The sequence below is a fragment of the Kribbella sp. NBC_01245 genome, assembly GCF_036226525.1.
Classification (GTDB): Bacteria; Actinomycetota; Actinomycetes; order Propionibacteriales; family Kribbellaceae; genus Kribbella.
Map to the genome: position 1 here is coordinate 7,150,108 of NZ_CP108487.1, position 24,751 is coordinate 7,174,858.

General features: G+C 68.2%; 29 protein-coding genes. 10 read left to right on the forward strand and 19 right to left on the reverse strand.

Annotated features, from left to right (window positions below; translation table 11 throughout):
* Window positions 1-44: 44 nt before the first annotated feature.
* Window positions 45-539 (forward strand): MarR family winged helix-turn-helix transcriptional regulator, encoded by a 495-nt coding sequence (locus tag OG394_RS32735; protein WP_328991033.1) that lies wholly within the window; start codon window positions 45-47, stop codon window positions 537-539.
* Between the two features lie 36 nt (window positions 540-575).
* The gene (locus OG394_RS32740; RefSeq protein WP_328991034.1) at window positions 576-1,082 is read left to right on the forward strand and encodes a DUF4265 domain-containing protein; all 507 of its coding nucleotides are present in this window, start codon (window positions 576-578) and stop codon (window positions 1,080-1,082) included.
* A gap of 26 nt (window positions 1,083-1,108) precedes the next feature.
* Here OG394_RS32740 and OG394_RS32745 read toward each other — a convergent pair whose 3' ends face one another.
* The 14 genes from OG394_RS32745 to OG394_RS32810 all read right to left on the reverse strand — a co-directional run bounded on the left by OG394_RS32745 (window position 1,109) and on the right by OG394_RS32810 (window position 15,508).
* Window positions 1,109-1,633, reverse strand: a complete 525-nt coding sequence (locus OG394_RS32745; protein WP_328991035.1) for a GNAT family N-acetyltransferase — start codon at window positions 1,631-1,633, stop codon at window positions 1,109-1,111.
* Window positions 1,626-1,904: a type II toxin-antitoxin system TacA family antitoxin gene (locus tag OG394_RS32750; protein ID WP_328991036.1), complete on the reverse strand. Its 279-nt coding sequence runs from the start codon at window positions 1,902-1,904 to the stop codon at window positions 1,626-1,628. Before OG394_RS32750 ends, OG394_RS32745 begins: the two co-directional genes overlap by 8 nt.
* A 79-nt stretch (window positions 1,905-1,983) precedes the next feature.
* The gene (locus OG394_RS32755) at window positions 1,984-2,775 is read right to left on the reverse strand and encodes an FHA domain-containing protein (protein WP_328991037.1); all 792 of its coding nucleotides are present in this window, start codon (window positions 2,773-2,775) and stop codon (window positions 1,984-1,986) included.
* Entirely contained in the window at window positions 2,772-4,049 is a 1,278-nt protein-coding gene (locus OG394_RS32760) for a vWA domain-containing protein (RefSeq protein WP_328991038.1), read from the reverse strand. Before OG394_RS32760 ends, OG394_RS32755 begins: the two co-directional genes overlap by 4 nt.
* Window positions 4,050-4,051: 2 nt before the next feature.
* Window positions 4,052-5,098: a PP2C family protein-serine/threonine phosphatase gene (locus tag OG394_RS32765; protein ID WP_328991039.1), complete on the reverse strand. Its 1,047-nt coding sequence runs from the start codon at window positions 5,096-5,098 to the stop codon at window positions 4,052-4,054.
* Window positions 5,095-7,302 (reverse strand): serine/threonine-protein kinase, encoded by a 2,208-nt coding sequence (locus OG394_RS32770; RefSeq protein ID WP_328991040.1) that lies wholly within the window; start codon window positions 7,300-7,302, stop codon window positions 5,095-5,097. Before OG394_RS32770 ends, OG394_RS32765 begins: the two co-directional genes overlap by 4 nt.
* Entirely contained in the window at window positions 7,299-8,441 is a 1,143-nt protein-coding gene (locus OG394_RS32775) for a hypothetical protein (RefSeq protein ID WP_328991041.1), read from the reverse strand. Before OG394_RS32775 ends, OG394_RS32770 begins: the two co-directional genes overlap by 4 nt.
* Entirely contained in the window at window positions 8,438-9,400 is a 963-nt protein-coding gene (locus tag OG394_RS32780; protein WP_328991042.1) for a glutamate ABC transporter substrate-binding protein, read from the reverse strand. Before OG394_RS32780 ends, OG394_RS32775 begins: the two co-directional genes overlap by 4 nt.
* Entirely contained in the window at window positions 9,397-10,743 is a 1,347-nt protein-coding gene (locus OG394_RS32785) for a hypothetical protein (RefSeq protein ID WP_328991043.1), read from the reverse strand. The genes OG394_RS32780 and OG394_RS32785 overlap by 4 nt, the downstream gene beginning before the upstream one ends.
* Complete coding sequence (locus OG394_RS32790) at window positions 10,740-12,197, reverse strand: AAA family ATPase (protein WP_328991044.1); 1,458 nt, start codon at window positions 12,195-12,197, stop codon at window positions 10,740-10,742. Before OG394_RS32790 ends, OG394_RS32785 begins: the two co-directional genes overlap by 4 nt.
* Entirely contained in the window at window positions 12,194-12,790 is a 597-nt protein-coding gene (locus OG394_RS32795; RefSeq protein WP_328991045.1) for a hypothetical protein, read from the reverse strand. Before OG394_RS32795 ends, OG394_RS32790 begins: the two co-directional genes overlap by 4 nt.
* Window positions 12,791-12,865: 75 nt before the next feature.
* The gene (locus OG394_RS32800; protein ID WP_328991046.1) at window positions 12,866-14,113 is read right to left on the reverse strand and encodes a toxic anion resistance protein; all 1,248 of its coding nucleotides are present in this window, start codon (window positions 14,111-14,113) and stop codon (window positions 12,866-12,868) included.
* Window positions 14,114-14,249: 136 nt separating this feature from the next.
* Complete coding sequence (locus OG394_RS32805) at window positions 14,250-14,720, reverse strand: dihydrofolate reductase (RefSeq protein ID WP_328991047.1); 471 nt, start codon at window positions 14,718-14,720, stop codon at window positions 14,250-14,252.
* Window positions 14,717-15,508, reverse strand: coding sequence for a thymidylate synthase (locus OG394_RS32810; protein WP_328991048.1), 792 nt, complete (start codon window positions 15,506-15,508; stop codon window positions 14,717-14,719). The genes OG394_RS32805 and OG394_RS32810 overlap by 4 nt, the downstream gene beginning before the upstream one ends.
* Window positions 15,509-15,687: 179 nt before the next feature.
* Between OG394_RS32810 and OG394_RS32815 the strand changes: the two genes are divergently transcribed.
* The 7 genes from OG394_RS32815 (at window position 15,688) to OG394_RS32845 (ending at window position 18,735) form a co-directional block, all read left to right on the forward strand.
* Complete coding sequence (locus OG394_RS32815) at window positions 15,688-15,966, forward strand: DUF6343 family protein (RefSeq protein ID WP_328991049.1); 279 nt, start codon at window positions 15,688-15,690, stop codon at window positions 15,964-15,966.
* Between the two features lie 224 nt (window positions 15,967-16,190).
* Window positions 16,191-16,601, forward strand: coding sequence for a PRC-barrel domain-containing protein (locus OG394_RS32820; RefSeq protein ID WP_328991050.1), 411 nt, complete (start codon window positions 16,191-16,193; stop codon window positions 16,599-16,601).
* Window positions 16,602-16,651: 50 nt separating this feature from the next.
* Window positions 16,652-16,888 carry a hypothetical protein gene (locus tag OG394_RS32825; protein ID WP_328991051.1) on the forward strand — a complete coding sequence of 79 codons (237 nt, stop codon included), beginning with the start codon at window positions 16,652-16,654 and terminating at the stop codon, window positions 16,886-16,888.
* Between the two features lie 71 nt (window positions 16,889-16,959).
* Entirely contained in the window at window positions 16,960-17,181 is a 222-nt protein-coding gene (locus OG394_RS32830; RefSeq protein ID WP_328991052.1) for a hypothetical protein, read from the forward strand.
* Window positions 17,178-17,654 carry a Clp protease N-terminal domain-containing protein gene (locus OG394_RS32835; RefSeq protein ID WP_328991053.1) on the forward strand — a complete coding sequence of 159 codons (477 nt, stop codon included), beginning with the start codon at window positions 17,178-17,180 and terminating at the stop codon, window positions 17,652-17,654. The genes OG394_RS32830 and OG394_RS32835 overlap by 4 nt, the downstream gene beginning before the upstream one ends.
* Window positions 17,655-17,704: 50 nt before the next feature.
* Window positions 17,705-18,184 (forward strand): DUF998 domain-containing protein, encoded by a 480-nt coding sequence (locus OG394_RS32840; RefSeq protein ID WP_328991054.1) that lies wholly within the window; start codon window positions 17,705-17,707, stop codon window positions 18,182-18,184.
* A gap of 257 nt (window positions 18,185-18,441) precedes the next feature.
* Window positions 18,442-18,735, forward strand: coding sequence for a BON domain-containing protein (locus tag OG394_RS32845; RefSeq protein WP_328991055.1), 294 nt, complete (start codon window positions 18,442-18,444; stop codon window positions 18,733-18,735).
* Window positions 18,736-18,795: 60 nt separating this feature from the next.
* On the opposite strand, the gene OG394_RS32850 is transcribed toward OG394_RS32845, so the two are convergent.
* The 4 genes from OG394_RS32850 to OG394_RS32865 all read right to left on the reverse strand — a co-directional run bounded on the left by OG394_RS32850 (window position 18,796) and on the right by OG394_RS32865 (window position 22,457).
* Window positions 18,796-20,070 carry an amidohydrolase family protein gene (locus OG394_RS32850; protein WP_328991056.1) on the reverse strand — a complete coding sequence of 425 codons (1,275 nt, stop codon included), beginning with the start codon at window positions 20,068-20,070 and terminating at the stop codon, window positions 18,796-18,798.
* A 73-nt stretch (window positions 20,071-20,143) separates the two neighbouring features.
* Window positions 20,144-21,682, reverse strand: a complete 1,539-nt coding sequence (locus OG394_RS32855) for a multicopper oxidase family protein (protein ID WP_328991057.1) — start codon at window positions 21,680-21,682, stop codon at window positions 20,144-20,146.
* A complete protein-coding gene (locus tag OG394_RS32860) occupies window positions 21,679-22,086 on the reverse strand; it encodes a hypothetical protein (protein ID WP_328991058.1) in 408 nt (135 codons plus the stop codon). Before OG394_RS32860 ends, OG394_RS32855 begins: the two co-directional genes overlap by 4 nt.
* Window positions 22,083-22,457, reverse strand: coding sequence for a hypothetical protein (locus OG394_RS32865; protein WP_328991059.1), 375 nt, complete (start codon window positions 22,455-22,457; stop codon window positions 22,083-22,085). Before OG394_RS32865 ends, OG394_RS32860 begins: the two co-directional genes overlap by 4 nt.
* A gap of 219 nt (window positions 22,458-22,676) precedes the next feature.
* Here OG394_RS32865 and abc-f point away from each other — a divergent pair, with 219 nt between their 5' ends.
* Window positions 22,677-24,281, forward strand: a complete 1,605-nt coding sequence (gene abc-f / locus OG394_RS32870) for a ribosomal protection-like ABC-F family protein (protein WP_328991060.1) — start codon at window positions 22,677-22,679, stop codon at window positions 24,279-24,281.
* A gap of 48 nt (window positions 24,282-24,329) precedes the next feature.
* On the opposite strand, the gene OG394_RS32875 is transcribed toward abc-f, so the two are convergent.
* The gene (locus tag OG394_RS32875; RefSeq protein ID WP_328991061.1) at window positions 24,330-24,674 is read right to left on the reverse strand and encodes a hypothetical protein; all 345 of its coding nucleotides are present in this window, start codon (window positions 24,672-24,674) and stop codon (window positions 24,330-24,332) included.
* Window positions 24,675-24,751: the final 77 nt, after the last annotated feature.

A 24,751-nucleotide genomic window follows, 5' to 3' on the forward strand; every position in this document is an offset into this window, starting at 1 on the left:
TACTGTAAGGATGCCTGTCGAAATATTGGAAGGAATCCTTACGGATGTCAAGAGTCAACTTGACTCGGCCTGATCGCAAACCGCTGATTGCGCTGGTCGACCGGGCGAACCGGGCGCTGCAGGCGGACATGGTGCAGAACGCGCACCGCCGTGGTCACCCGGAGATCAAACCGGCGCACAACTCGGTCTTCGCGACGCTGGGCGAGAACGGCGCGCGGGCCGCGGACATGGCCGCGCGGGCGGGCATCACCCGTCAGTCGATGGGCGAGGTGATCCGCGACATGGTCGACCTCGGCATCCTCGAGATGCGCCCGGACCCCGAGGACCGGCGCGCCAAGCTCGTCACCTACACCGAGCACGGCCGCTGGATGGCCGGCCGGGGCTACCAGCACCTGATAGAGCTCGAGCGAGGTTTCGAGGAGGAGTTCGGCGAGCAGGAGTACGCCACCGCCCGCGACGTCCTCGCCAGACTAGTCGACCTCCTAGACCAATGGGCCACCACCGAAACAGCCGCCTCCGAAGCAGCCGCCTCAGGCTGACGCGCAAGCCGTGGTGTGACCGGAGGCGGTGGCACGATGGCGGTTGTGAGCCGTCACCATGCGTCCGAGTCGGAACTGCCGCCACCTGGACATGTTGGGCTTCTGGCCGGGACGGGACCCTCTGGGCGCCTGGTCCATGAGGAGGTCCCTGCTAAGCGGTTGGCCGATGGGGCGTACCAGCTGACGGCAACGCCTGCGTTGGTGCGCGGTTGTGCGGCGGGGGACATCGTCCAACTGACAGCGGACGGCGGATTTCAGGTCACGAGCCGAGATGGCAATGTCGCCATCCAGGCATTCGTCGACACCGAGTTCACGGCCGGCGAAATTCAGCACCTCACGGCCGCCTTCGAGCCGCTGGCCGGTGTCGTCGAAGCTCCCACCCACAGGCGCTTCCTGGTCGTCACGGTCCCGGTCCGCGCCGGGTTCGAGGCGATCGAGGCAGCGATGGCCAACTGGCATGCCGCAGTCCCAACCGCCGACTGGTCTTTCGGAAACGTCTTCGCCGACGACGGCACTCCGCTGAACTGGTGGCACACCGGCTAGTCGGGAAATGACCCGGTTAGGTGGGCTCAACGTTGCTGTAGGGCAGCGAGAGTCGCGGCAGCTTCTTTGGTGAGCAGGTAAAGATCGAGGTTGTCCGGCTCTGCGTTAAAGGGGCTGAAACCGAACCTCGTCCACCAGCTGCGCGCGGTCGGGTTGAGGGCATTGACGACCACGGCTTTGCAGGCGGCCTTCTCGTTAAGCTCGATCGCTGATGTCAGGACGTGTTGCACCAGAGTTGATCCGATGCCTGCCCCCGCGTATCGCCGATCGACTGCCAGACGGCCGCACAGCAGCACGGGGACCTGTTTCGGTGCTCCCTTGGCGATGGCTGCGGGCGCTGAACTCAGGTCGAGGCCGCTCATCGTGAGAGTTGCGTAGCCCACGATCCGGTACTCGGCGTCGGCGACCACCCAGGTGGCGGCGAAGTCCTTCCGTCGATTCTGTTTCGAATACTGACGTTGCCAGGTGTTCAGGCTCTCGTCTGTGGACTCGAAGTAGTCCCGATTGTGCTTTTCGAAGTCAATCGCCGCTGGGCGATATAGCTCAGTCAAGCCACTTCACCTTCACAGGGCGACGCAGAGCGTCCAGCAGGCGCTCGTTGACCTCTGCCGGTGCAGACATGACCTCGGCGAACGCCTCGGCGCTGGTGGCACCGAGCTTGATCATGCGACGCTCGGCCATCACCTCTTCTGCGCGCTGGATCCCGGCCTGAAGCACAAACGCGGAGGTCGACAGCGATACAGCGCTGGCGGCCTCCTCCAGGAGTCGCTTCGAACTCTCGTCCACGCGGACTTGTAGCCGCTCGGCTTTCATCTCGGTCATGTGCTCACAATGGCATCACATTGCCGGTATTTCAACCCCGTTGGGCTGCAATTTGGAGCACAATGGCAGTACGTGCGGGTCAGGCGTGGCCGGATTGTTCTTCGGGGGTGGATTTGCGGACTACTAGGCGGGTCCAGGCGCCTACGTAGATGCGGTCGTCGGGGCCTAGTTCGCGGCGTTGGCCTGGGGGGAGGGGGTCGGTGGGGATGGGGCCGGCGGCGGGGCCTACGTAGGTGCCGTTGGAGGACTGGAGGTCTTCTACCCACCAGCGTTGGCCGTCGGTGCTGAGTTGGGCTTGGCGGCGGCTTACGCCGGTGTCGTCGCCGCAGTCGATCTGGGGGGAGATGCCGCGGCTTTTGGAGGGGCGGCCGACCAGGACGCTCTTTTCCAGCAGGGGTACGACGACCGGGAGGCCGGGGCTTGGGCACGGGTCGTCGCTTTGCTGGAGGTCGTACCAGTCGGGGTCGATCCAGCGTTCGACGACCCATTCGCCGATGCTCGCGGGTGGGGCCGCCGGCGTTGGGGGCGGCGTACCGAGGTCGAGCGGGGAGGTCGGGCGCGGCATCGTGCCGGTGGTGAAGTCGTACCCGCAGGATTCGCAGAAGAGGGCGTCCGGTGGGTTGGCCTCGGCACAGTTCGGGCAGGCCTGGGTCACCGGGGCGGCCGGCGTCAACCCGGACGCCGCCGCAGCACCCAAAGACGAGCCGCCCGCAGCCGAGCCGCCCGCAGTTGAGCCGCCTGCAGCCGGGCCGCCCCCGGCGGAGCCCACGGACGACCCGCCACCACTAGTGGCGGCGGCGTCCATTGGCAGGCCGCAGACGTCGCAGTAGTCGGTGGAGGCCGACGGGTGGCCGGAGGGGCAAGAGCTCATTTCTTCACCCGGGTGGTCTTGGTGGACGCGGTATCGAGAGCCATCTCGTCCAGCTTGTCGACGGTTCGCTTCAGCCGGACGATACCCGTGGCCGGGTCGTCGACCTCGACCACCTTGCGCAGCCGGGAGGTGGCCTCCTCGTTACCGGTCTGGGCCGCGAGCTGGACCGCCCGGCCGAGCTTGGTCGTCGCGGTCGCGGTGTCCCCGGCGGCCTTCGCGGCGAGCCCCTCCTGGATAGCGTCAGCGAGTTCGGTTTGCCCGGTGTAGTGCGCGACCTCCGGGCTGATCCGAGTGGTGAGCGCGTCGTCGTTCGACCACAACGCCTTGACCAGCCCCTGTGCCACGACCTGATCGCCGATCGTCAGCTGGACCCGGGCCGCGAGCTGCTCCTGCCCGACCGCCTTCGCCGCCAGCCGGATCGCCACATGGTAGTCGCGGGACTCGTCGCCCCACGAACCGGTCGGGTACGACCCGGTCAGCGCGTTCACCTCGGTACGACGCGACGTCAGGTCTTCCACGGTCGGCGCGACCTGGCGTACGAACAGCACCTGCGCGCCCTGCGGAGCCCACACGCGCATATCGGCGGCCGCGATACCGCGAGCCATCGACGCCTGGATCAACGACGCGAACACCTCGGCCATTTGGTGGGGAGCCGGGATGATGTCGACCGTACCGAGCAGGGCTGTCGCGATCCGGCGTACCTCGGCCACCTGCCAGCGGTCGCCGACACCACGGCAGTCGCACTGGAACTGCCCGGTGACCGCCTCGATCGTGGCGGTCAGCTGCTGCGGCGTCTCGTGCTGGTTCTCGCCGTCGGTGAGCAGGATGGCGTGCTTCTGCGACAGCGAGGGCACGGTCGAGAAGACCCGGGCCGCGAGGCGCAGCCAGGTGCCCATCGCCGTACCGCCGTCGGCGTAGAAGCGGGAGACTGCGTCCTTCGCGGCGGCGCGCGCGTTCGGCTCCATCCGGACCATCACCGGTTCGGCCGAGGCCGGGAAGGCCAGCTGGGCCCGGTCGTTCCCGGAGATGACGGCGAACCAGACACCGTCGAGGATCTGGTCGATCGCGGCCGCGGCGGCGGTCTGCGCGGCCCGGATGCCGTCAGCGCCCATCGAACCCGAGGTGTCGACGATGATGATCTCGCCGGCCTCACCGGAGCCGGACTGCCCGGCCGAACCAGCGCCGCTGGCGGTCACCGTGACGATGGCGTGTACGTCGGTCCCGCCGTCGGGCAGGAACTCGTTCTGGTAAACGGAGGCGGAGAACTCGGCCATAGTCAGATCCTTCCAGCGGCAGCGGGTACGCGAGCAAGTGCGACGGTGATGTTGTCCATGCCGCCCTGAGCGTTCGCCCAGTCGACAAGAGCCGACGACATGGCCAGCGGCTCATCGGCGTGCTCAGCCGCGGTACGTCGTACCAGCTCGCCGAGCGGAACAGCTTCGGAGCAGTAGTTCCACAGACCGTCCGAGCAGACCAGCAGCCAGCCGGCGCTCTCGGTGGTCAGGCTCGTGGTGGTGGGCGTGTGGTCGGGTGCGTCGGTTCCGAGCCAGCGCGTGATCGCGTGCGCGTGCGGACCGGTCTCAGCCTCCTGACGCGGCACGCCCTTGGCGATCAGCTCGGCCGCCCACGAGTCGTCCACGGTCAACCCGACGGCCTCGCCGTTGTCGGGGAACCAGTACGCGCGGCTGTCGCCGACGTTGCCGGCCACGATCAGCCCGTCCTCGAGCACGGCCGCGACGAACGTGCACGAAGCCGGGTTTGTGCTCTCCGGGCTGGTATTCGCGAGTACGGCCTCCTGCGCGGCATCGGCGGCGGCCTTGAACCGGGCCACGATCGCGCCGACCCGGGACGTGTCCGTGCCCATGCCCTGGGCCCGGCCGACCGCGAGCACATCGCGAGCGGCCTTCGCGGCGGCGAGGCTCGCCACGTCGGAGTCGGTAGACGAGGAAACCCCGTCGCAGACCACCAGGATCGCCCGGCTGCCCGGTTCGGGATCGGCGGCCAGCGCGGCGGCGTCCTCGTTGCGGTGGTGCCGGATCCCCCGGTCGCAGGTCATCCCGACCCACGGCGCCGGCTGCTCGTCGAAGTGGTCGCGCGGCTTGGCCGCCTTCGTCCCACAGGTCTGGCAGTAGCCGTCCTCGCCGACGACACCACCGCAACTACGGCAAGCGGTTGTGACAACCGCTGGCTTCGACGCCATCTCGACCGTTGCTTCATCGGGGGACGCGGAAGTGAGAACCGAGCCGCAGGCCTCGCAGTAGAGGTCGCCCTCGTGGACGCCGCCGCCGCAGGTGGGGCAGACCAGTCCGGTGGTGGCAGTCATCGCAGTGTCCATCCTCGAACATCGTTGGCCAGGTCGACCAGTGTGACGCGGTCTTGTCGTGTCGGCGCTTGAACGGCCAGTTCACGGTATGCGTGCTCAAGGCCGTTCCGCAGCTCCGCCTCGGTCGCGATCCGGTCCGCGATCTGTACGTCGGGCCGCTCGCCGTTGGTCAGCACCTCGTCGAGCGCCGTACGGAACACGCTCGCGGCGAGGTTCGCGCGGTCGACCGGGTCGATCGTCAGCCGGCCGATACTGTCCATCGCCGCCGCCAGCGCGGGGAGGCCGCGACCGGATGCGGCCAGCAGGCCCGCTCGTTGGCGCCGGGCCCGGATGTACGCGCCGTTGGTCGGCGGCACCAGGTCGAGCGCGGCGATCGCGCCGTCCAGGTCGTGCTGCGCCCGGATCGCGGCGAGCCCGAAGGCCGACGGCGCGATGTAGTTCGCGTCCGTACGAGCGCAGGTCAGGTAGAGGCCTTCGGCGACCTCATGCTCGCCACTCATCTCGCAGGACAACGCGAGCGCCAGCTTCGGCGCGAGCTCACCCGGCACCTGGCCGTACACCGCGTTGAACGCCGAGCGCGCGGCGGCCGCGTCCTCGCGGGCCAGCGCGACCAGCCCGGACATCCAGACCGCGCGCCACTCCCACGGGTCTTCCTCGAGCATCTTCGAAACGGCCTGGTCGACGGTCGTTAGCTGACCGCATTCCAGTGCCGCGGCGGCGATGTTCAGGTTGACCTCGGCCGTCATCTCCGGCGCGGTCTTCAACGCCTCAAGCCGGGCCGCCGGATCCGGCACGCTCACCGTGGTCAGCCAGCTCGCCATCTTGTCGGAGTGATCCGGGATCAACTCGGGCAGCCGCTGCCACACCGGCGACGTGTCGTCCGGCGCGGGCGGCGAACCGAACAGCAACGACGACGTGGAGTGGGCCGCCGCGCCGATACCCGACTTGGCCGCGACGACTTCACGCAGTACGCCGAGGAGCTGCACGCGGAACTCGTCCGCCGAGATGAACCGGTCCGCCGGATCGGGCGCACAAGCCTTCAGCAGCAGCCGGTAGAACGAGTCGAACTGCTGGAACAGCGCGATCTCCGAGACGGGCGGCAAGGACGAGAGGTACGTCGACTGGTAGCCGCGGAACTCCATCGCCAGCACGGTCAGAGTCCGGCCGAGCGTGTAGATGTCGGACGCGATCGACGTACCGACCTCGGGTACTTCCGGCGCCTGGTAGCCGACCGTGCCGAAGATGGCCGAGTCCATGTCGTCGATGTGCCGCACGCCGCCGAGGTCGATCAGTTTGACCGCGTCGCCGACCTGGATGATGTTGTCCGGCTTGAAGTCGCAGTAGACCAGGCCGAGGTCGTGCAGGTACGAGAAGGCGGGCATGATCTCGACCATGTACGCGATCGCCTGGTCGACCGGCAGCGCGTCGTACACGCCGTTGTTCGCCGCCATCCGCTGCTTGAGCAGGGTTTTCAGCGACGTACCGCCGACGTATTCCATCACGATGTAGCCGGCGCCTTCGTGCATGACGAAGTTGAAGATCTCGACGATCAGCGGATGCTCGACACGAGCCAGGAACTGCCGCTCGGCGATGGCGGCCGCGGTGGCGTCCGGGTCGTCCGAGTTCAGCAGGCCCTTGAGCACCACCCAGCGGTCGGCGACGTTCTTGTCCCGGGCCATGTAGATCCAGCCGAAACCGCCGTGCGCGAGGCAGCCGGCCACCTCGTACTGCCCGCCGACCAGGTCACCCGCCTGCAGCTTCGGGGAGAACGAGAACGGGCTGCGGCACTTCGGGCAGAAGCCCTCGGTCCGGCCCGGCTGATCGCCGCGCCCGCGTCCGACCGGTCCGCCACAGGTCGGGCAGTTCCGGCGGTCCTCCGGGACCATCGGGTTCTCGAGAATGGCGTGCGAAGCGTCGATCGGCGCGATCGTCGGGATCGTCGTCAGACCGGCACCGAGCCGCGCGCCGCGCAAGCGGGTCGAACTCGTGCCGAGCTTGCGCGTCAGCTTGGAGCCGGATTGGGCCGCGCGGGCCGAACCGAGCGCGGTGGACGCCAGTCGGTTGGACGCGCGGGACACCGTTGAGGGTGAGCTGATGGGTGCCTCTTCAGGAGCAGCTGCAGAGGCTGGTGAGCCGCAGACGTCGCAGTAGCCGTCGAGGATCGTGCCGGTACAACCCGGCTGGGTGCAGGCGTTGGTCGTCATGGGGTCCCTCCTGTGGCACTACTCCGGCCGGAGTGGCCCGAGGCGGCGGTAATGCTGGTGTCCAGATAGGCCTGGTAGGCCGCGATCAGGGCGCCGAGCCGGATCAGGTCGACCGGTTCGGCGGCAAGGGCCGCACGCCCTCGCCGGTAGAGCTCTTCCAGGTCCTCGTTCGCCGTACCGGCCTTGATGCGGTAGGCGTCCAGCCGTCCGGCCAGCTCGTCACGCCGTTCCAGCGCCGAGCCGTACGCCGTCTGCGCCTGCCCGAGCGCACGTCGTACGGCGTCCAGGCGGCCGAGGTACGTCGCGAGGGCGTCGGGCGTGTTCGGCACGGGCCCGAGCGCGGTGACATCCGGTACGGCGAGGCGTGGCGCGGGCGATACCGACGCCACGCAACGATCCGCGACAGCCCGTACGGCGATGCCCTGGGCCTCGAGGTCGTTGCGTAAGGCACGCGCTTTCGCGACGTCCTCGGCCCGCTCCCGCCGAGTGGCGCCGCCTACTATCAGGTCTCGCTCGGCGCGGGCGGCGTCCATCTCGAGCGGGCCGGTGAGCCCGCCGACATCGGCACCTCGCTTGGCGCGCTCGGTCGCGTCCGTGACTCGGCGGTCCAGCTCGTCCAGGGTCTTCGCGGCCGTGTCCCGGAGGTTCGCCGGTTCGCGGCCGACCAGGTCCCGGATCCGCTCGACCTGCACGCGCAACCCCCGCAGCCGCGCGGCCAGATCGGCATCACCCGGGTCGAGCGCGAGCCTCGCCCTCAGGGAACCGGCCAGCGCATCCGACAAAGTGCATGCCTCGGGCAACGAAACCGCGAGCGAGCCGTTCGTACCGGGAGTATCGAGACCGCCCCAGATCAAGGTGGTCAGGCGCTGCGCCTCGGCCTGACCGACGCGGCCCGAGTCCCACGTGACCAGCAGCAACTCGTACCGGTCGGAGACCGACTTCCAGACGGCCATCGAGAGCATCACGTCCGGACTCAGCGCATCCGCCTCGGGGGAGTGAAGGGCGGCCTCGTCCAACTCGTCCAGCTCGGCGCGACGGGTGTCCCGCCAGCGGCCGAGGGCGTCCAGGTAGTCGAGCATCTCCTTGGCCGGCACGGTCGAACCCATCTTGCCCGGCGGCTGGGGAGCGATCGCCGTCATGGGGTCCTGCCGTAGACAGCCTTCGGCGGCGCGGGTGCCGGGCCGAGGGCGTCGCGCAGCCAGCGGTCGTACGCCGCCTTCCAACGACCGTCGGTGCGCATCTGCTCGAGTACGCCGTTCACGAACCGGACCAGGTCGGGACGGCTCTTGGAGATGCCCAGACCGTACGGCTCGGCGGTGAACGCGGCGGCCTTGATGACCTTCGCATACGGGTCTTGCGCGGCCAGGCCGGCGAGCACGGTGTCGTCACCGGTGATCGCGTCGACCTTGCCCTGCTGGAACAACACCAGGCAACCGGTGTGCGTGTCGGCCGGTACCGCGATGACCTTGGGGAAATCCTTGATCTTCTCGAGGCTGGTCGATGCCGCCGGGGCGCAGACCTTCTTACCAGCAAGGCTTTCCAGGCCGGTGGCCTCGGTCTCGAGTGGGACGAGCACCTTCTGGCCGGCGTGGTAGTACTCGGTGGAGAAGGCGATCTGGCTCCAGCGGTCGCAGTTGATCGTCATGTTGCGCGCGACGATGTCCACACTGCTGTTCTGCAGGCTCGGGATGCGCTGGGCGCTGGAGATGACCCGCAGTTCGAGCCTATTCGGGTCGCCGAAGATGGCCTCGGCGACGGCCCGGGCCATGTCGATGTCGAAGCCCTCGATCTGGCCGTTGATCGGATTCCTTGCCCCGAGCAACAACGTGTCGGCCGAGACGCCGACGATCAGGCGGCCGCGGTTCTGGATGAACTTCATCGAGGAGTCGGACGGCATGGCGTTTGCCGCGGGCAGCGGCTCGGTCGGCTGGTACGACGCGACCGGGTTGCTGCACTTCGGTTGTGCCGACGCCTGCGCGGACGGGGGCGGTGCGGGCGTGGTCTTCTGCGGCACGGCGGTGTTGGCGTAGTTCCCGCTGCTGCAGGCGCTTGCGAGGAAAACCACTGCCACTGCGGCGACCAGGTGCTTGCGGTTCATCGGTACTCCTCCAGTCGCTGCGACAGGCCCCACCAGGCGAGCAGTGCGACCAGCAGGCCGATCGGCAGGCCTAGCCACGCCCACACCGGCAGCGAGTTACCCGCGCTGAGCAGGTCCGTGCGGGCAGCGTTGCTGGTGGTCTCCAGGGCCGCGCCGGACGCCTTGTCGAAACTGTTGAACGCCTGCGGCGAGTTCAGCGCGAGCGTGACCGCGCGGTCCCAGCTGCCCGAATCGTCCAGCTTGCGGATCTCTTGATGCACCGCGACGTAGCTGTTCCAGCTGACCGTCAGGGCCGACGCGCCGCGTACCTTGGTCCCGGCCACGCCGGATTGCTCGCGGGTCGTGTTCGACGCGGTCAGCCACGCCTTCTCGAACGCGGCGCCCGAACCGCGGGCGATCAACGTCAGGCTCTCGTTCGACTTGGCGTCGAAGGCGGCGACCCGGGCGCGGGACAGCGCGATCGTGCCGGCGTACGTCGTATCGCGCACCTCATCGGCCGCATTCGACGAGCCGATCAGCACCGAGCCACCGACGATCGTGGTCAGCGCGACGACGAGCCAGGCGGCCACCAGCGGGATGTTCGCGTAGCGATGACTCCGGCGAGCCAGCCAGAACAGGGCGAACCCGATCACGACCAGCGTGAGCAGCCCGCCCGCGACGACCCAGGCGGTGCCGCGGCCGGTGCCGTTGAGCTCGGTCTCGAGGCGCTTCTCGTTCGCGCTGACGAGTGCCGTCAGGACCGGGAGGGCGTCGGTCTGCAGGGCGGCGTTCGCGTCTTTCAGGTACTGCGCGCCGACCGGCAGGGCCTGGCGGTTGTTCGCGCGGGCCTGCTCGATCAAGCCCTGGTACGTCAGCACGGTCGTGTTCAGTACGCCGAGGGCCTCCGCGTCCGCGGGTTGTGCCTTCGCGGCCTCGGTGATGAGCTTCGACGCGGCCGCCATCGAGTCGGTGAAGTGCTGCCGCTGTGCGGGCGGTTCGAGTCCGCCACGCAGGAACGCGTTGGTGGCGTCCGCGTTGGCGCTGACCAGGTTCGTGTGGATGGCCTGGATCCGGACGAGCTGAGCCGTGTTCGCCTCGGCGCGGTTGAGCGAGCCGTCGGCCTCACGGAATCCCTGGGCCGCGCTCAAGCCGAACGCGATGCTGACCGTGACCAGGATCAGCAGCCAGGTGCGGATCCGGCCGGGCGTGCCCTCGAACCAGACGGCGACCGGGTTCTCCCGCGCAGGCTTGAACGGGGCCGGCTGCCAGCCGTTGCCTTGCTGCTGCGGTTGGCCCTGGGCCGGGTACGGCGACTGGGCGGGTGGCGCGACCGCGGGTGGTGCCGCCGTCTGCATCTGGCTCATGCCGTCTCTCCCTTGTCGGGTCCCTCAGGTGCCTCAGGTGCTGCCGTGTCTGCTTCGGGTACATCAGCCGCTTCGTCCTCGGCTTCGAGTGCTTCGGCCTCGGGTGGTTCGGGTGCGGGGGTCTCGTCGGAGAGGTCCGCGGCCTCGATCTGACGCAGCTGGTCGGTCGTTGGTTCAGTAACGTCGCGGAGTCGCCAGGCGTGCCGTCCGATCGCCGCTTCGAGCGTGTTGCGCGCGAACCGGCCGTTGCCGAACGACGGCCCCCGCGGGGTGTGCTGCAACATCGCCATGAACGCGTCCACTGCGGCCGGCACCAGCTCGTAGTCGGCACCTCGGGCCAGTCCGACCAGGATCTCGATCAGCTCGCCATCGGTGTAGTCGTCGAACTCGATCGTGGTCCGGAACCGGCTCGCCAGCCCGGGATTCGCTGCGATGAAGTCGGCCATCGGCTCGGGATAACCCGCGACGATCACGACCAGGTCGTCCCGGCGGTCCTCCATCTCCTTGACCAGAGTGTCGACCGCCTCCCGCCCGTATTGGTCGGCGCCGCCCGCACCCGCCGTGAGGCTGTAGGCCTCGTCGATGAAGAGCACACCGCCTGCAGCCGACGCCACCACTTCAGCGGTCTTGACGGCGGTCTGCCCGAGATAGCCGGCCACTAGTTCGGACCGGTCCACCTCGATCAGTTGGCCCTTTGAGAGCAGGCCTAGTGCCTTGTAGATGCCACTGACGAGTCGTGCGACCGTGGTCTTGCCGGTACCGGGGTTGCCGACGAATACCAGGTGTCGGGTGATGGTCGGACTCTTGAGGCCTGCTTCGGTCCTGAGCTTCTCTACCCGCAGTACGGCGACTTGCCGGTGTACCTCGCGTTTGACCCGCTCTAGTCCGGTCAAGGCGTCCAGCTCGGCCAGTAGCTCCTCTACCGTCCGCTCCGGCTCCACCTCTGCCGCGACGGCCTCTGCCGGTACGGCCTGTGATTCCGTTTGCGCCGAGGGGCCCGGGGACGACGTACTGCTTGGGCCTAGAGCCGAGGCGGCCGGGTTCGACGTACTGAGAACTCTGGCGCCTGCTGCCTGGAGCTGCGCGGCTGCGGCGACCGAGGCGTTGCCGACGACGCGCATGGTCGGTTCGCCGAGCGTGCAGGCGGCGGAGGCCAGCTCTGCGAGGGCTTCGGCGTACGCGACCTTCTCGGGCGAGTTCTGCGTGACCAGTTCGGTCAGTACGGCGGTGGGGGAGCCGCGCCAACGCCGGCCACGGACGGCCGCGTCGAAGAAGTCCTGGACAGTCGCACCCGGCGTGACCGCAGCCCAGTCGGCAGAAGCGCGTGGTGCCGACTCCGCAAGGGCTGCCGCGAGGGAGAGCCCTTCGGCGCGGGCATGGTCGGCCGGGACGCCTGCCCGGGTTGCGACGGCCAGCAGGGCGTCGAGGGCATCCTTCAGCTCTTTTCCGGTCATGGCCCTCCTCTTCCGGGTGGTGGTGTCAGTGGCCCCTGGCCGGGCTGGTTGCCAAGATCGGGTGCGGGGGTGGTTCGGATGTTCTGGTCGAGGGCGAGGCCGCCGCCGGTGGACGCGTGACCGAACTTCTCGGCGAGGAATCTGCCGTGCGCGACCAGGGCCGCGGCATCCGCCCGGTTGACCGCGTCGGCGACCTTGTCCATCGTGGCGCCGAGCAGGTCCAACTGGTCGATCAGGATCATCAGCGAGGTCTTGCCGCGATCGACCGGCCGGCTGTCCGCCCACTGCCTCGGCAGCCGCAGGTATCCGCTGATCGCCTCGGGCAGATAGTCCGTCGCCGTGGCCATCACCGAGTACGCCTGCGGACTGCCGGTGCCGAGATTCGCCAGCCGCGGAATGGTCTCCCGCACGATCCGCACCACCCGGCCGACGCGGTGGGCGACCACGGCGGGCACAGCGCCGTCCGCGACCAGCTCCTCGACCCGGACGAGGGCCGCCAGCAGGTCGTCGGTGGTGGGCGCCCGCGGTACCGGGGTCGGCTCAGGCTCGCGACGCCTGCCGGTGATCCGCGCGAAGAACCCGCCCAACGCCATCCGTCCTTACTGGTTGCTCTTCCTCGTCCCTGGTCTGCCGGCCGACGGTTCCGTGGCCGGCGTCAGCGGCGGGTGTCAGCGGCCGATCTCGAGGTCGAGCGAACCCTGCACGACCCGCTGGTCCTGGTTGGCGACCCGGTCCAGGTAGCTGCGGGACTTGGTCACCTCGGTCTCCAGCGTGCCGATGGTGGCGGCCATGCTGTCCAGCGCCTGGACCTTGAACGTGTCGATCGCGTCCATGGTGGCGTAGATGTTCTGGAACGCCGCCTGCAGCTGCGGCAGGCCGATCGTCGCCGAGGCGGCCTGCTGCTGAATTGCGACCGAGTTGTCCCGCAGCATCTGCGAGGTGCGCTCGATCATGCCGCTGGTAGTGGTGTTCAGCGCGCTGATCTGGTCCAGCACCAGCTTCTGGTTGCCGAGGGCCTGCGCCACGATGACCGCCGTACGCAGCGCCGACACCGTCGTGGTGGAGGCCCGGTCGACGCCCTTGATCAGCTCGATGTTGTTCTTGATCACGATGTCGATGGCCAGGTAGTTCTGGATCGACACGGCCAGCTGGGTGAGCAGGTCCTGGTGCTTCTGCCGGACGTAGAACAGCACGTCGTCGCGCAGCGCCCGGGCGCGCTCAGGGTCGGTGGCCTCGAGGTTCGCGATACCGGCCGAGAGCTTGGCGTCGAGCCGCTCCGCCACGTACACGTACTGGTTGAGGCGGGTCATCGCGTCCCAGAGCTGCTGCTTCTCCAGGTTCAGCGCGGCGTTGTCCTTGCCGAGCTCGTCCTGGCCGTCCCGCAGCGCGTGCAGGATGCCGTCGAGATGGCTCTGCGCCGACTGGTACTTGCGGAAGTAGTCCTCGATCTTGTCGCCGAACGGGATCATGCCGAGCAGCTTCTTGACCCCGGTCGCGTCCTTCGGGTCGAGGTCCTCGACCGTACGGCGCAGGTCCAGCAGGGTCCTGCCGACCGTCGAGCCCTCGGACAGGCCGCCGCTCTGCAGCGCCTTGACGGGGGACTGCAGCAGCCGGTTCGAGCTCTCGGCCGCGTGCCGGATGTCGACGTCACCCATGCTGCGCACATCGGTGGCCTTCGCGGCGAACTCCGGCGAGCGCGGTGCGGTCGTCATCAGCGAGCCGAGGAAGCCGTCGACCTTCGCGTCCAGCCCGGGCAGCGCGGCCGGATCGACCGCGGGCGCGAGGCTCGGCGCGGCCGTAGCGGCTACCGGCTGCGGCGGCTCGGGTGCGGTGAGTGTCAGCGCAGGCGCTGCAGTGGGCGGCTGCAGTGGGCTCGGTGCTGCCTGCCCCTGTCCCGCGTTCGGTGCATCCGTCATCGTAGTTCCCCTCGATGGCCCCCGCGAGCGGTCGCTCGCTTCCCCTGTCGCTTACGTACGCAGTGACGCGCACACAATCTACGCGGTTCCCAGGATCAACGGACGGCACAATCCAGCAACGATGCGGCTTGGCCGTTTACCGCGGGGCCGTGCGGTCCAGCGTGACGAAGGCGTACCCGTCGTGGGCCTCGCGGGCGGTCTCCGTCCAGGCGGTCCGGTCGAACACCGGGAACGTGACGTCACCCTCCGGCGCCTGGTCCACCTCGGTCAGCTCCAGCCGGTCCGCGTGCGGCAACGCCTGGAGGTAGATCTCGCCACCCCCGGCGACGTACAGGTCGTTGCCATCGGCAAGCTTCAGCGCGTCGTCCAGGGAGTGCGCCACCTCGACACCAGGTGTGGACCAGTCGGATTGGCGAGTGACCACGACGGTACGGCGACCCGGCAGCGGGCGGCCGATCGAGTCGTACGTTTTGCGGCCCATCACCAGCGTGTGGCCGAGCGTGAGCCGCTTGAAACGCTGCAGGTCTTCGCGGATGCGGAACGGCAGGTCGTTGTCCCGGCCGATGACGCCATTGCTGCCGACGGCCGCGATCAGGATGATCGTCATACCGCGATGGGCGCCTTGATACCGGGGTGCGGGTCGTAGCCGATCAACTCGATATCGCCGAGTTGGTAGTCGTCGATCGAGTCGCGCTTGGCGAGCTGGAGTTGCGGCAGCGGGCGCGGTTCGCGGGTGAGCTGGAGCTCGGCCTGCTCGAGGTGGTTCAGGTAGAGGTGCGCGTCGCCGAGGGTGTGCACGAAATCGCCCACCTCGAGCCCGGTCTGCTGCGCGACCATGTGCGTGAGCAGGGCGTACGACGCGATGTTGAACGGCACGCCCAGGAAGATGTCGGCCGACCGCTGGTAGAGCTGGCACGACAGCCGCCCGTCGGCCACGTAGAACTGGAACATCGTGTGGCAAGGGGGTAGCGCCATGTTCTCGATCTCGGCGACGTTCCATGCGCTGACGAGGTGGCGGCGGGAGTCCGGGTTCTTCTTGATGGACTCGATGACGGCCTTGATCTGGTCGACGTGGCGACCGTCGGGCGTGGGCCAAGAGCGCCACTGGTAGCCGTAGACCGGGCCGAGTTCACCGTCGGCGTCGGCCCATTCGTCCCAGATCTTGATGCCGTTGTCCTGGAGCCACTTGACGTTGGTGGAGCCGCTGAGGAACCAGAGCAGCTCGCCCACCACCGACTTGAGGTGGACCTTCTTGGTGGTCAGGATCGGAAAACCCTTGGAGAGGTCATACCGCGTCTGGTGGCCGAAAACGCTCAGCGTCCCGGTGCCAGTCCGGTCCCCCTTCTTGGCCCCGTGTGCCAGCACATGGTCGAGCAGTTCCAGATAGGCCTTCACAGCTCAAAATCTACTCACCCCTTGGCCGCGACCGCCCACGCCACCCCGAAGCAGGCGGTCGTAGTGGGCGCCGCCCGCCGCATGGGGTGTGCGGGCACGGGTACCGGATCAGCGCGGTCGGCCGGTTCGCCCGCTCGCATGGCGTCACCGGTCGACGGCACTCAGCCACCTTCAAGTCGGTGGGAGGCGCGATGAACGAACAGGGCCGTTCTCATGATCACGACCATCATCGGGATCTGGCGGCGGAAGTGACCGGTGCGCCTCCGGCCCTCAGCGCGCTCACGCTCCGACTGATTTTGGCCGCTTTCGGACTAGTTGTCTGCGGCGGTGCGGCCGTGCTGTTCGCCCTCCTCGGCCTACCACGAACCCTCGTCATCCTCGCAGCGGTGTTCGCCGTCATCGCCGCCGTGGACCTCGTCATCATCACCCGCCGAAAACTCCACGGCGAGCCCGGCTGACTGCCCGCCTTTTCCGGGCCTCGGGTGGTCGTAGACGTCCGCAGCGGACGCCCAGGACCACACGAGTTCCGTTCCCGCCTGCCTGAAAGGTTTCAGGCGTCGGTCGTGTGGTGCTGGCGATCCGCCAGGCAGGGAAAGCGGTTCGTGTTGGATGGGTGCGCCGTTTGCTGTCAGGTTCGCCGGGCACTGGGCCAATACACCCTTTCTTGAAGGGAGGCCCTGAGATGGATAACGCTCCTGGCACGCTGATTCGCTTGGATGACACCGCGCTGACCTTGGCCGAACCGGCCGACGACTTGCGTGGTCGAAAGGTCGTTGATCGCCATGGCGACGAGGTCGGCAATGTCGACGGTCTGCTCATCGACGAGAAGGAACGACGGGCACGGTTCCTCGAGGTCGGTTCCGGCGGTTTCCTCGGCCTCGGTGAGAAGAAGCAGCTCATCCCGGTCGATGCCATCACCCGGCTCGAGGAGGACGTCGTCCACATCTCCACCGAACGGACCCACGTCGCCGACGCGCCGCTTTACGACCCTGAAGTGGTGCCGGAACGCCGGTACTACGAAGACCTCTACGGCTACTACGAGTTCCCGCCGTTCTGGGCACCCGGCTACATGCCCCCCGGCTTCCGCCGCTGACCGGGCCCGGCACGGGTTCGGCGCTGACCGGGTCCAGTAGGGAGAGAACGATGGGCACTTGCGAGGTGTGTGGCAACGACTACGACGCCGCATTCACCGTGATCACCGCCGACCAGCGGCAGCACGTCTTCGACAGCATCGAGTGCGCGGCTCACCGGATCGCCCCGACCTGTGCGCATTGTGGCTGCAGCGTGCTCGGCCACGGCGTCCAGTACAGCAGCACGGTCTTCTGCTGCGCCCACTGCGCCCAGACCGCCGGCGTGGTCGAGGCACGCGACCGAGTCTGACAACTTCAATCCGCACCAGCATGTAGCAACCTTGGTTGACAAAGGGCGTGGCTGTCAACCAAGGTTGCTACATGGATGTTGAGCTGAAAGACCCCGGCGAGGGTTTGGCGGCGGTGGTCGCCTTGCGGCGGCTGGCGGATCGGCTGGAAGACGGCGAGGTCGAGCGGGCGATGGCGGCCGGCTGGAGTTGGTCGGAGGTTGCCGAAGTGCTGGGGGTCAGCCGGCAGGCGGTGCACAAGAAGCACGCGCGCAGGTTGATCGCGGCTGGAGTCGTACAGGGGAGGCGGTCATGAGCACTGAGTCGGACGTCCGGAAGATCCTGGTCGATCACGCGCGGGAAGAAGCGCGAATCGACGGATCGGCGACCATCGAGGCCGAGCACCTGCTGCTCGCACTGGCCACCCGGGACGGCACCTCGGCGCAACGCGTATTGGTCGAGGCAGGCCTGGATCGGGAGGCTATCCGGCTCGCACTCCAACGGGAATGGCAGGAGAGCCTGGCGGCCGCCGGGGTGAACGTCGATGTCTCGGCACTACCAATCTCATCGCCAGACCCCAAGCGGAAGCCTGGGATCGGAGCGACAGCGCGGCTGGCGTTGGAGCGGTCGATTCGGGAACAAACCGGCGGAACCGTACGACGAATCGGCCCCAGCCACATGCTCGCCGGCTTGCTCGCGACCGACCGAGGCCGGGTTGCTCGAGCCCTTGCATTGGCCGACATCGACCGCGAGCACCTCCTCGCACAAGCCATCGCCGCCGAGAAGTAGAGCCGGCGGAGGGTGAGAAGTAGAGGCGGCGGGAGAGCACGGCGACAGCGATGAACTTCCTTGTCGCGGCAGCGCTGACCATCGCGTGCGCCATCGGCCTCTGGCGTAGCAAGCCGCAGGCATCCCGCGCAGGGGCGGTACTGATCGGGGTCTGGGGGATCGGCCTGATCGGGGCCGGCGTGTTCCGCACCGACCCGGTCAGCGGCTACCCGGCCGGCACCCCCGGAACCGTCGAATACACCACCACCGGAATGCTGCACGACGGCTCCTCCATACCCGGCTTCCTGGCCGTGGCCATCGGGATGCTCGTCTACGCCGTGTGGTTCGCGAAGCGGCGATCGCCCGCACTCGCGACGTACTCGCTTATGAGTGCGCTCGTCTTCGTAGCAGCGATCGAGCTGGCGAATCTCGCCTTCGCACAGTCGGCCGAGCTGGTCGCATTCGGCGGCTTGTTCCAGCGCATAGGCGTCATCGTCGGCTGGGCCTGGATCGCGCTGGTGTCCCGCCACGCCCTCACTCATCTTCGCTAGCAGGCGCACGACGTCCCCCCACGACGCAGGAGGCGTACGACGTCCGCCACGACGCGAGGTGGGCGACGTCCCCACGCGACGCACGAGGTGTGCGACGTTCCCACGCGACGTACGCGGAAGCGGTGTGGAGTTTGCGGTCGCGGGTACCGGATGTCCGGCCACACGTACCCAGGTTTCCGGCGGCGAAGGTTCACGTCAGTTGGGCCCGGCCGGTCAGTGCCTCGGCGGTGTGGTGTTCGCGGTGGAGGAGGCAGGTCATGACGGACCCCTGGACCTACCCGACCGATCGGTACTACTACAACTGGTGGGAGGGGCCGGTGCCGCCAGGTCATCCCACAGATCGCGAGATCAAGTCGGTCGTGGTGGACCGGCTCAAGGAGAACCCGTGCACGAAGGACGAGGACATCCGGGTGGACGTCAAGCAGGCCGTGGTCATCCTCGGTGGCGAGGTGTCGTCCTGGCTGGCCAAACGAGCCGCCGGCGACGATGCCTGGGACACACCGGGCGTGGTTGACGTCAGCAATCAGCTGAAGCCGCGCCGAGCCGACTGACCGCCCGCCACCCGCCACGTACCGCGCCACGCCGCGCGCCACGCATCGCGCGACGCGCGATCACTCGTCGTCCTTAGGTGGGGTGCGGTCTACTACGTGGCCGTTCTTCCAGATGGTGTGGATGGCGCGCAGGGCGGTGATGTCGGTGGTCGGGTCGCCGTCGACGAGGACGAGGTCGGCGCGGCGGCCGGGGGTGATGCGGCCGCGGTCGGTGAGGCCGAAGTGGTGGGCCGGGCCCGCGGTCGCGGCGGTGAGGGCGTCGGTGGGGGATAGGCCGGCGCGGACGAGGTGGGTGACCTCCATCAGCATGCTGACGCCGTTCGCGTTGGCGCGGATGGGGGCGTCGCTGCCGGCCAGGATGGGGACTCCGGCGGCGTGCAGCTTGCGGACGTTCGCGGTCGCCACGCGCAGGTATTCCGGTCGCGGTGGATTCGGGATCAGGCTGAGAAAGTACTGCTGGTGCGGACTGAGCCAATCCGCCACCCGCTCATCCTCCAGCAGCTCGGTCGCCCCGACACCCGAGTCGATGACCGAGAACGTAGGCATGACGAAGACCCCACTGCGCTTGATCGCCCGCACGTCGTCCGCGGTCGCCTCGGCATCCGCGAAGACGTGCACTAGACCGTCCGCACCGGCCTCGGCCGCTTGCAGGTAGACGCCTCGCCGTTCGGCATGGCCGACCGCGCGGAGGCCGTGGTGGTGGGCGGCGGCGATGACCTGTTCGACCTGCCGAGCCGTCAACGTGGGCAGGGGTTGTCCCGGCCGGCCCGGCTCCGAGACGAACTTGATGTAGTCCGATCCCTCGGCCACCCGGTCGGCGACAAAGCGCTCGATATCGGTGTCGGGCTCGACCCGGGGCAGCGGCCAGTCCGGGGCGAACGGATGGCCGCCCGGCACGGTGATGCCGTTGCCGGCGCACCAGAGGTCGGCCGTCGTGGTCTTGGCGGTCGTACGCCGCTGGGCGCGCGCCGCCGGTATGAGATCCGGGTTGTTGAACATGTCGAGCTCGGTCGTGACGCCGAAGCGCAACGCGTCCGCCCGGCCCTCCGGATACGTGTGCACGTGGGAGTCGATCAGCCCGGGCAGCACGGTCCGCCCGCGACCGTCGTACACCTTGAGGTGGTCGAGCAGCGGCAGGTGTCCGGCGGCCAGGATGTGCCCGCCGGCGACCAGCACCGAGCCGTGCTCGATCACCCGGCGGCCGTCGAAGATCCGCACATCCCTTATCAGGAAGCCGTTCGGAGCAGGTGAGCCCGCCGCCAGACCGGGACGGGCGGTCATGGCGGCGACGGCGGGCAGCATCGCGAGGACGTGACGTCGGGTCGGCTGGCTCATGACCCGAACGTAGGCCGGGTCCAGTCGATCAACCACCGACCTTCGGCTAAACCAAACCGACCTAAGTAGCTGGCTAGATCGTCTCGAAGGCCGCCATCATCGCCATGTCCTCATGTTCGAGATTGTGGCAATGAATCATGTACTTCCCCTTGTGTGCCGTGAATTTGATCAACACCTCGACCACTTCCGACGGCCGCACGTCCACCGTGTCCTTCCACCCCGCGTCGTACGGTCCCGGCTTGGCGCCACCACGCGACAACACCTGGAAAGGAGAGAGATGCACATGTACTGGGTGATGCACGTCCGTCACGAACGACCAGATCTCGTATTCCCCGAGCCGCGGCCGAGCCTCCATCCGCGACGGGTCGAACGCCCGCCCGTTGATCGACCAGTCGGCATGCGAACCACTCGCGCCCTTGCGGAACCGCCACTGCCGTCGTACGACGCGCTTGGGGGTCTCAACCACCTGGTACGACGAGAGTTTCGCCGGAATGGCCGAGTCGTCCTTGGCCGCGCGCGCCACCTTGAACCGCATCACCTGGGCGGTCGAGCCCGAGCCGAGCCGGTTGACCAGCGTCACGTCGGACCCCACGGCGTACTGGCTGAAATCGATGATGACGTCGAACCGTTCAGCCGGTGCGATGACGAGGCTTTCGTGCTCGATCGGCTTGTCCAGCAGGCCTCCGTCGCTGCCGATCTGGACGAACCGGCTAGGCCCGCCTTCCAAATGAAGTTCATAGCGTCGGGCGTTGGAAGCGTTGAGGATGCGGAAGCGGTAGCGGGCGGCGTCCACCTCGAGCACTGGCCAGGGCGCGCCGTTGACCAGGATGACGTCACCCACAACGCCTTCCATATAAGCGCTTTCGACGCCGGGCGTGCTCATCAACGTCGGGTCGAGTGCGGGATAGCGAAACGAGCCGTCTGCCTCGAAGGCGCGGTCCGCGATCACCAGCGGCACCTCGCGATCGCCTGCAGGCAAGGGCAATGCCTCCTCTTCGGCGTCGCGGATGAGGTGCAGGCCGACCAGGCCGCGATAGACCTGTGGCGCGGTGAAGTCCATCCGGTGATCGTGGTACCAGAGGGTGGCGGCGCGTTGCTCGTTCGGATAGGTGTACGTGCGCCGCCCCTCCCGTACGTCGCCGGGCATCGCGTGGCCGCCGTGGTGCTGGTGGCCACTGGGCATACCGCCAACAGGGTTCACGAGGTCCGTCGGCCAGCCGTCGCTCGCGGACGGGGTGTGCCCGCCATGAAGGTGGACGACCGTCGGGACGTCGAGTTGGTTGACCTGCTCGACGGCGATCGTGCGCCCGCTGCGTACGTCGAACGTCGGCCCGGGGAACTGCCCGTCGTACCCGAGCACCTCGGTCCGCAGGCCAGGCAGGATTTCCAATTGAGCCTTGCGCTGGGTGATGCGGTAGTGGTCGACGCCGTTCGCCGTCCGGATCGGCTTCGCGACGGACGGAATCGGCAGTGGTACGGCGAAGGCTTCGGGCAGGGGCGCCTGGCTCTTCAGCAGCTCGCCGGCTTGCGACGGCTTGAAGTCGAGACCGCAGCCGGAAAGCCCCACGGCCATACCGGCAACGCCGAGAAAGCCTCGTCGGGAAAGGGTCATGCGGCGACCTCCTGTCGCTCGGAGCGGACGCGGCGCGGGCGGACCTGGCGCGCGGCCGGGCGGAACGACCAGATCGCCAGCAGCACGACGGCCACCACGATCGACGTACCGAGGGGAATGTGGACCGACATGGTCTGGGTGTGGCCCAACGTCATCTGCGTCATCTCGGCGATGAACAGGCCGATCGAGGCGAGCACCGGCCAGCCGCGGCCGCGACCGGCGAGCCAGTAGAGCGCGGCGACGAAGATCTGCAGGAAGGCCAGCATCCAGATGGTCGAGCCGAGCGGGCTGTGCACGGACATCGCGTCCACCTCGCCGGACAGGAAGTAGCCAGCCATCACCGGCTGAACGACGACCAGGGCGGCATGCAGGACCAGCACGATCCTCAAGAGAACAAGCGTCATACCGCAGCCCTCCGGCTGAATTGGGCCGCCGGCTGGAAGGTCCAGATCGCGAAGGCGGTGCAGGCCAGCAGCAGACCGACGCCGAGCGGGACGTGCAGGGTGAAGGCGCGGTTGAAACCCATCACGATCTGGAGCGTCTCGGCGGCGATGATCAGGGCGGTCGCCAGGGCCGGCCAGCCAGGGCCACCACGCCGCCAGTAGATCGTTGCCGCCAGCAACTGCACGAGCGCGACGAGGACCAGGCCGCTGCCGATCACCCCGTGCCCCTGGATCGCGCCGACACTGCCGGACAGGTAGGAGCCGGCCAGCACGGGTTGCAGGAAGACGGCAACGGCATGGATCAACGCGGTGATCCGCAACAGCAGCAACATGCTCGCCATAGTAGTAGCCTGGCTACATGTAGCGCGACCCAATTAAACCCTGACCTCACCCCGGAAATTCGGGTGACAGCCCTGAAGCGCCCGCCTACCTTAGCTGCATGGCTTCCTACTTCTACCTGTGATCTCTGACCGGTCCGCGGTCTCCTTCTCAGTCATTCCGCGGCCGGTTTCGCCTGCCTTTCCTGGCAAGAGACGAGGAGGAGACGCCCTATGCGCGCGCCCCTGGATAGTCATCTGACCCTGACCGAGGTCACCGTTCGCCATCCCGATCACCTGGTCCTCGACCGCGTCACGCTGTCGATCCGGCCCGGCGAGAAGGTCGGTGTGGTCGGTGAGAACGGCTCGGGTAAATCCACCCTGCTCCGCCTGATCGCCGGCCTGCAGCACCCGACTGACGGCGAGGTCTCCGTTGCCGCGCCCGGCGGCATCGGCCACCTGGCGCAAGCGCTCGACCTCCCCGGCTCGGCCACCGTCGCGGACGTCATCGACCACGCCATGGCCGACCTCCGCATGCTCGAACGGGAGATCGCCGCGGCCGAGGCCGACCTGCAGGACCTCGACGCGTACGGCGATCTGCTCACGGCCTACGAGCAGCGCGGAGGTTACGAGGCCGACTCCCGAGTGGACGCCGCCCTGCACGGGCTGGGCCTGCCCGGCCTGCGGCGCGACCGCCTGATCGGGACGATGTCGGGCGGCCAGCGGGCGCGGTTGGCTTTGGCCGCGATGCTCGCCTCGTCGCCCGAGTTGATCCTGCTCGACGAACCGACGAACCACCTCGACGACGACGCGATCACGTGGCTCGAGCAGCACCTGCGCCGCTTCAAAGGCACGGTCGTCGCGGTGACGCATGACCGGGCCTTCCTGGACGCGGTCACGTCGACCGTGTTCGAGGTGGACGCCGACACCCACGCGGTACGGCGCTATGGCGACGGGTATGCCGGACTGCTGCGTGCGAAGGCGTCCGCGCGGCAACGCTGGCACCAGCGGTACGACGACTGGGTGGCCGAGGTGGCGCGGCATACCGAGTTGGCGGATCGGGCGACGGATTGGCTCGACGGGATCTCTCGCAAGAGCGCGAAGGACGGTTCGGGTGCGAGTCATATGCGGTCGTCCGCGACCAACACCGCGAACCGTATTCGCAATGCCCGCGAGCACCTGCGGCGGTTGGAGGCGGACCCGGTGCCGCGTCCGCCCGAGCCACTCGTCTTCAGTTCGCCTCTGGCCGGCGCGCTGGCCGGTGGCCTCGAGTTGGACGGCGTGGTGCTCGGGTCGCGGCTGCGAGTGCCCGAGTTGTCGCTGAAGGCGGGGGAGCGGTTGCTCGTCACCGGGCCGAATGGTGCGGGCAAGACGACGTTGCTGCGGATTCTCGCGGGTGACCTGACGCCGGATCACGGGGACGTACGACGATCCGGCCGGGTCGGGTTCTTCCGGCAGGACGATGGTTCGCCTGGTGCCGAGAGCGTGCTGACGCGGTTCGCGGCCGGGCGGCGGGGATTGCCTGAGGAGCATCGGGAGGAGTTGCTGTCGCTCGGGCTTTTCCGTGCGGAGGATCTGGCCAAGCCGATGGCCGCGTTGTCGATTGGTCAACGGCGACGGGTCGATCTGGCTCGGTTGATAACGAGGCCGGTTGATCTGTTGCTGCTGGATGAGCCGACGAACCACCTCTCGCCGGCTCTTGTCGATGAGCTCGAGCAGGCGTTGGTCGGCTTTGGCGGCGTGCTGGTCCTCGTCACCCACGACCGATCGCTGCGTTCGACTTTTGCCGGTCGAACGCTGCACCTCAACGCCGGCCAACCCGCCCAGCTCGCTGCGTGAAGCCAGGGTGAGGGCCCGCCTAGCGGACGGGCCCTCACCAAACGGCGTTCAGGTCAGACGCCCGAGAGGGCTGACGCTGATGCCGGCGCGTTCGCAGACCCAGTGCGGGTCGGGGCCGAGCTCGGGCTCGATGCGGAGCTCGTGATCGGCCAGCTCGTCGCACGCCGTACAGCGTGGCCAGCGCACTCCCGAGTCGACCAGGCGGTCCTGCACATCCTGCGCGACCAGGCCGGCGATGTGCTCCGCGCCGTCGGGCCATTGGTCCAGCCACCATTGCCGGCCGGCGACGGCGTCTTCGAGCAACGACACCATCACGGGATCGTTGAAACCGCGCGCGGCCAGGTCGTGAAGCACCAGTGCGCGAGCGGTCAGCAGGACATCGGGATCGTTCATCGTCCATCAGCCTGCCAGACGCCACCGACAACCCAAACCAAAATGCCCCGTGTCCGACCGGACACGGGGCACTATCG